Source organism: Polaromonas sp., assembly GCF_043778355.1.
In the GTDB taxonomy this organism is placed as follows: Bacteria; Pseudomonadota; Gammaproteobacteria; order Burkholderiales; family Burkholderiaceae_C; genus Polaromonas.
This window is the reverse complement of record NZ_JAYWHI010000104.1, coordinates 1-6,677: the sequence shown is the minus strand read 5'-3', so window position 1 is coordinate 6,677 and position 6,677 is coordinate 1. Positions and strand designations below refer to the sequence as shown.

Annotated in this window: 5 protein-coding genes; 3 read left to right on the top strand and 2 right to left on the bottom strand. The window is 63.6% G+C overall.

Features of this window, described 5'->3' with window-relative positions; genetic code table 11:
• Nucleotides 1-410: 410 nt before the first annotated feature.
• A complete protein-coding gene (locus ACH2CW_RS15255) occupies nucleotides 411-1,457 on the bottom strand; it encodes a homocysteine S-methyltransferase family protein (RefSeq protein WP_395059647.1) in 1,047 nt (348 codons plus the stop codon).
• A 108-nt stretch (nucleotides 1,458-1,565) separates the two neighbouring features.
• Between ACH2CW_RS15255 and ACH2CW_RS15250 the strand changes: the two genes are divergently transcribed.
• The 3 genes from ACH2CW_RS15250 (at nucleotide 1,566) to ACH2CW_RS15240 (ending at nucleotide 5,816) form a co-directional block, all read left to right on the top strand.
• Nucleotides 1,566-1,958 (top strand): rhodanese-like domain-containing protein, encoded by a 393-nt coding sequence (locus ACH2CW_RS15250; RefSeq protein WP_395059645.1) that lies wholly within the window; start codon nucleotides 1,566-1,568, stop codon nucleotides 1,956-1,958.
• 96 nt (nucleotides 1,959-2,054) lie between these two features.
• Nucleotides 2,055-3,929: a DNA helicase RecQ gene (gene recQ / locus ACH2CW_RS15245; protein ID WP_395059643.1), complete on the top strand. Its 1,875-nt coding sequence runs from the start codon at nucleotides 2,055-2,057 to the stop codon at nucleotides 3,927-3,929.
• A gap of 105 nt (nucleotides 3,930-4,034) precedes the next feature.
• Nucleotides 4,035-5,816, top strand: a complete 1,782-nt coding sequence (locus ACH2CW_RS15240) for a 7TM diverse intracellular signaling domain-containing protein (RefSeq protein ID WP_395059641.1) — start codon at nucleotides 4,035-4,037, stop codon at nucleotides 5,814-5,816.
• A gap of 24 nt (nucleotides 5,817-5,840) precedes the next feature.
• On the opposite strand, the gene ACH2CW_RS15235 is transcribed toward ACH2CW_RS15240, so the two are convergent.
• Nucleotides 5,841-6,572 carry a 5'-methylthioadenosine/adenosylhomocysteine nucleosidase gene (locus ACH2CW_RS15235; protein WP_395059639.1) on the bottom strand — a complete coding sequence of 244 codons (732 nt, stop codon included), beginning with the start codon at nucleotides 6,570-6,572 and terminating at the stop codon, nucleotides 5,841-5,843.
• Nucleotides 6,573-6,677 lie beyond the last annotated feature (105 nt).

Genomic DNA, 6,677 nt, shown 5'->3' with positions numbered 1-6,677 from the left:
ACGGGTGGGGGAGCGGAACCGAAAACCAATACCAATTCGGGGAGGCGGGGACGCGCAAAGCGCGACCCCGCCGGAGCCCGATCCCGTGCCCGAATCCGCTCCGGTCCCCACCACCCTTCTGTATGCGCCGAGGAGCGCAGGGCCAGACGGATCAGGACGGGCGATTGTCTGAGGCGTTAGCCGAGTTCGAGCCCGGCCCCGGCTGGACCGAGCACCGCAGGTCGCCCGTAGCGAAGCGAAGGGACGCAAACAGCAGGGTCGCTTTTTCTTTTGCTTACTTTTCTTTTGGCGACGCAAAAGAAAAGTGAGTTGCCGCCGGGCAACCCCCGGCTTGCTGGCAAGCCAATCTGTACGAGTTATCCAACATGGATCCCGGATCAAGTCCGGGATGACGCCGGAGGTTCAGCGCCTCAGGCCGCTTCCTTATAAAAGAACCCACGTTGAATACTCCGCGGCGCCAACGGCTTGACGGCGTCATGAATCGCGCCAATGTGCTCCGGCGTCGTGCCGCAGCAACCACCGACGATATTGACCAGCCCTTCGGCGGCAAACTCGCGCAGCAGGCGCGAGGTCACGTCGGGGGTCTCGTCGAAACCGGTGTCGCTCATCGGATTTGGCAGACCGGCGTTCGGGTAACAACTGATGAAGGTATCACCCGCCACACGCGCCAGCTCCTGGATGTAGGGACGCATCAGCGCGGCACCCAGTGCGCAGTTCAGACCCACGGCCAGCGGCTGGGCATGGCGGATGCTGTGCCAGAAGGCGGTGACGGTCTGGCCACTCAGGATGCGGCCCGAGGCGTCGGTCACGGTGCCGCTGATGATCAGCGGCAGGCGCTCGCCGCTGTTGTCGAAATACTCGTCAATCGCAAACAGCGCGGCCTTGGCATTGAGCGTGTCGAAAATCGTCTCGACCAGCAACACGTCAGCGCCGCCCCTGACCAGCGCCTCGGTCTGCTCGTAATAGGCCTGACGCAGTTCCTCAAAGCTGGTGTTGCGCGCGCCGGGGTCGTTGACGTCGGGGCTGATGCTGGCAGTTTTGGGGGTGGGGCCGAGGGCGCCAACGACAAAACGCGGTTTGTCCGGCGTGGAGAACTTGTCGCAGGCAGCACGCGCGATGCGCGCCGACTCGACGTTCATCTCGACCGCGAGCTCGGCCATGTCGTAGTCGGCCTGGGCCACGGTGGTCGCACCAAAAGTGTTGGTCTCCACCATGTCGGCGCCCGCCGCCAGATAACCTTCGTGGATGTCCTGAATCACGTCGGGCCGGGTCAGGCTCAGCAGCTCGTTGTTGCCCTTGACGTCTTTATGGAAGTCCTTGAAGCGCTCGCCCCGGTACTGCGTTTCATTGAGCTTGAAGCGCTGGATCATGGTGCCCATGGCGCCGTCGAGAATGGCGATGCGTTTTTCGAGGATGGCGGGGAGCGCCGCGCCGCGGGTGTAGATGGCTTGCTTCATGCCCCGATTTTAAGCGTAGCCCCTGCACCTACAAACCCTGCGGACGAGTCCCGCCCTCGGCCAGAAACATGCCTGACAATAAGGCTCCCGCCGGATACCCCCATCCCCATGAAACACCTCCAACCCAAAGAAGCCTGGGACTATCTCCAGCAGCACCCCGACGCGCTGTTTGTCGACGTGCGCATGGAAATCGAGTCGCTGTATGTCGGTCGGCCGCCCGGCGTGGTCAATGTGCCCTGGTATGAATACCCCGACCTGACGCCGGATGCGAAGAAGTTTGCCGATGCGGTGGCGCGGGAGGCCAGCAGCAAGGACCAGCCAGTGTTGCTGATCTGCCGCTCCGGCCAGCGCACCTTGGCCGCTGGCCAGGCACTGGAAGCTGCGGGTTTTGCCGAGGTCATCAACGTGGTGCACGGCTTTGAGGGTGAGCTCGACGAGCAGTTCCAGCGCTCCACCCTGAGCGGCTGGCGTTTTGAAGGTCTGCCGTGGGAGCAGATGTAGCCGACTTTTGAGCCCAATCAGGCTCCAGCCCTTATCCAGCGGGCGTAAGCAGCTATTTATTCAGTAGCAATCTTTTTCTCCCCTGATCCCCCCACCTTGCCGCACACCTCGACTCCCCCCTCCCCGCTGGACATCCTGGGTCAGGTTTTCGGCTATTCGGACTTCCGCGGCCCACAGCAGGCCATCGTCGAGCATGTGGTCGCCGGCGGCGATGCGCTGGTGCTGATGCCCACCGGCGGTGGCAAGTCGCTGTGTTACCAGATCCCCGCGATCGCGCGGCAAAACGCCGGACACGGCGTGACGGTGGTGATCTCGCCACTGATTGCGCTGATGCACGACCAGGTCGGTGCGCTGCACGAAGCCGGTGTATCTGCCGCCTTCCTGAACTCAACCCAGACCCAGGAAGAAAGCAGTGCACTTGAAAAGCAGTTGCTGCGCAACGAGCTGACCCTGCTGTACGCCGCGCCGGAGCGCATCAACACGCCGCGCATGAAGGGCCTGCTCGGCTCGCTGCACGAGCGCGGCCTGCTGAGCCTGTTCGCCATCGACGAGGCGCATTGCGTGAGCCAGTGGGGCCACGACTTCCGGCCCGAATACCGGTCGCTGAGCCTGCTGCACGAAACCTTTCCCGACGTGCCGCGCATCGCGCTGACCGCGACCGCTGATGCGCTGACACGCCAGGACATGATTGAGCGGCTCAAGCTCGAAAACGCGCGTGAATTTGTCAGCAGCTTCGACCGGCCCAACATCCGTTACACCATCGTCGAGAAAAGTGATGCCACGCACCAGTTGCTGCGTTTCATCGAAAACGAACACGCGGGCGAGGCCGGCATTGTGTATTGCCAGTCGCGCAAGCGGGTCGAAGAAGTCGCCGACATGCTGCAGGACGCCGGCCTGAAGGCCATGGCCTACCACGCCGGTCTTGACAGCGCGCTGCGCCAGCAGCGTCAGGACCGCTTCCTGCGCGAGGACGGCATGGTGATGGTGGCAACCATTGCTTTCGGCATGGGCATCGACAAGCCCGACGTGCGGTTTGTTGCGCACCTGGACATGCCGAAAAACATCGAGGGCTATTACCAGGAGACCGGACGCGCCGGGCGCGACGGCTTGCCGGCCAACGCCTGGATGGCCTATGGCCTGCAGGACGTGGTGAACCAGCGCCGCATGATCGACACCAGCGAAGCAGCCAGCGAAGAGTTCAAGCAGGTCATGCGTGGCAAGCTCGATGCGCTCCTGAGTCTGGCTGAAGACACGCGCTGCCGGCGCGTCAGCCTGCTGCATTATTTCGGCGAAGACAGTTTGCCCTGCGGCAATTGCGACAATTGCTTAAATCCGCCCCAGGTCTGGGACGCCACCGAAGCGGCCCGCAAGATGCTAAGTTGTATCTACCGCGTGCAGCAAGCCAGCGGCATCAGCTTCGGCGCCGGCCACCTGATGGACATCCTGCGCGGCAAGGCGACTGAAAAAGTGCTGCAGCACAGCCACGACAAGCTCAGCACCTTCGGCATAGGCGCCGACCTGGCCGAAGTGCAGTGGCGTGGCGTGTTGCGCCAGCTGATTGCCAAGGGCATGGTGCGGGTCGACCCCGACGCCTTCAACACCCTGCAACTGTTGCCCGACGCGCGCCAGGTGCTTAAAGGCGAAGTCAGCGTGCTGCTGCGCGAACAGGCCGCAGGCGGTGCGGGCGAGCGGCGCAAAAAAAGCACCAAGACTTCGGTCAAGGGTCTGGCCGAGGCTTCACTCAATGCCGGCGCACTGGAGCGCCTGGCCCGGCTCAAAGCCTGGCGTGCCGAAGTGGCACGGGAACACAACCTGCCGGCCTTTGTGATCTTTCACGATGCGACCCTGCGCGCGATTGCCGAGCGCGCGCCGCAGACGCTGACCGACCTGGAAGGCATCAGCGGCATTGGCATCAAAAAACTCGAAGCCTATGGCAACGAGGTGCTGCGCGTCTGCAACACAAACTCCTGATCAAATTGGCCTTTTGCCCATATAAAACCTGACTTATTTGCTATTGTATCGATAGCAGCCGGGGCCTCGGCCCAAGGCCTGAACGACAGGCGATCTCGCCAAAAAATGCTTGTCGCACAATACGTTCCTGTGGGAGCCAACAACACCTTGACCGCCGAAGGAGCGCTTGCCGCCTTTGCCAGGGCGGTGCTGGCCGTGGTTTGCCTGCAGGCCAGCCTGTTGGCCGCCCCCGCCGCTGCGGCCGGGCTGTTGACGCTGGGCGGAGACCGCGGCCCCGTCAGCCTGGCGACCTCGCTGGACAGCTGGCTGGATACAGGAGGCCAGACCTCTGTGGAGACGGTAGAGGCCGGCCCTCCACAGGTGAGCTTCACGCCGCGCCGTGGCAGCAAGCCACAGGCGCTGGACAACGCCGCACTGTGGATGCGCTTTGACGCCGTGGTCAACGACCCGCGCGATCACTGGAAGCTGGAGCTGCCGATGGCCGCCGTGGACAAGATCAGCCTGTATTACCGCAACAGCCTCGGGCACTGGGTGGTTCAGCAGGCGGGCGACACCCTGCCCATGAGCGCCTGGCCGCTTCCGGGCCGCTTCCCGGCACTGTCGCTGAGCCCCGAACAAGGCCAGCCGGTGCGTTATTACCTGCGCATTGAGCACGCGCGTGTCCCGTTCTCGGCGGTCCCGCGCGCAGTTTCAGACACCCAGCTCACGGCTGCGCGCCAGCTTGACCACCTGCTGCTGGGCGCCTACTTCGGACTGGCCATCCTGGTCAGTCTGCTGGCGCTGGTCAACGCGGTGGCTTACCGCGACTGGGGTTTTGCGAGCTACGCCCTCTATGTGTCCACCTTTGCAGCTTCGCAAGTTGCTTTCACCGGTATTGCCGGCCTCTACGGGTGGCCGGAACGACCGGCCCTGAACAACCCCGCCGTCTTCGCACTGCCTCTGGCAGCGGCCGCAACCGCCATGCTGTTTGTTCGCACCGTCACCACGCCTTGGCGCTTCTCCCGCGCTTTGGACTGGTTATTGATGGCCATGTGTGGCCTGCTGCTGGGCATCGCGTTGATCGATGGCACTGTCCCGACTGTGGAGAGTTTTGCCGTGGCCAATGTGCTCGTGAGTGCGGCCATTGTGGCCTTGCTGCTGGTGGTCAGCGTGTCCCTGTTCGAAGGCGACCGGCACGCGCGCTGGCTCGCGCTCGGGTTTCTTCCCATCATCGTCGCCGCGCTGTTCCCGCTCGCACGCAACATGGGACTGATCAGGGCCAGTTTTCTGACTGAACATGCCTTGCTGCTGGGTTCGGCGCTGGAGCTGCCTATCCTGTTTTACGGCCTGCTGCGCCGCGTGACGCAGCGACGCGAACCGGAAACCCGTGCTGCCGCACTGCGCACAACCGATCCGCTGACCGGGCTCAGGTCCAGCCGGGTGCTGGTCAGCAAACTGGGCCAGGTCCTGAGCACGGCCGGGCGTTACCAGCAACCCTGCGCGCTGCTGCTGATCAACCTGAGCAACTTCACCGCCTTGCAGCAAGAGCATGGCCGCGAGACCGGCGACCGCGCGATGGTGATGGCCGCCTCGCGCATTCGCGCGGTGGCGCAGACCACCGACACCGTGGCCCGCGTTGGAGACAGCCAGTTTGCCTTGTTGATGGAAGGGCCGATGAGCAGTGACTCGGTCAACGACGTCGCGACCAGGATACTCGCCAGCGGTTTGCGTCCGTCCAGCGAATTGCCCGGCGCCGACCCGCTGGTCTTTCACATCGCCATTGGCTTCATGGCGCAGCCGGCCCGACTGGAAAAAACCGAGGCGCAGTTGTATCTGAGCCAGCTGCTCCAGGCGGTCAAGGACATGAACGACGGTTCGCGCAAAGCGATTCGCATGATCCAGCTTTAAAGCAGGCCGTTTTCCGGCGATCTTCTACAGCAGCGCCAACAGGTGCCGAACCATCGCCTGGGCATACAAACTCGCGACATCCTTGACGAAGACCGGGAAGTCCAGATGCGCCGTGTCATCGGCCCGGTCGGAAATTGTGCGCACCGCCGCAAACGGCAGGCCGTAGTCAAAACACACTTGCGCCACCGCCGCCCCTTCCATCTCTACCGCCAGCACCACATGCCCACCCAGCCGCAGCGCCGAGCGCAGGGACCGCGCCTCGGCTGCGCCGGAGACAAAACGGTCACCGCTGGCCATCAGGCCGTGATGCAGCAAGGTCTTCGCCGGCAGGGCCAGGCTTTCGAGCCCGGCGCGGCTGGCCTGCAGCAGCAAAGCCGTCAGCGCCTTGTCACAGACAAATCGGCTCTGGCCGTACAGCGGTACCTCGTAGCGCGGAAAAAGTGGCGAGGCATCCATGTCGTGCTGCACAAACTCGCTGGCCACCACCATGTCACCGACGGCCACACTCTCGGCGAGGCCACCGGCCACGCCGGTGAACACAATACGCTCCACCTTGAAACGCTCGATCAGCGCCACACTGGTGGTGGCCGCCGCCACCTTGCCGATACGCGACAGGGCCAGCACCACCGGCTGGCCGTGCAGCCGGCCGTGCCAGAAGTCGCGCCCGGCGTGGCGGGTTTTTTGCGGCTGTTCCAGCAGCCCGATCAGGCCCTGCTGCTCTTCGGCCAGCGCGCTGAGGATGGCGGTTGTTGTCATGGCTAGTGTCCTGTCCTGCTAATAAGGTGATGAAGTGAAATTGTCCATTCGGCTGTCAGGCAAGGCGGGAGGAGGCGACATAGCCGTAGCTATGGCAACGACAAC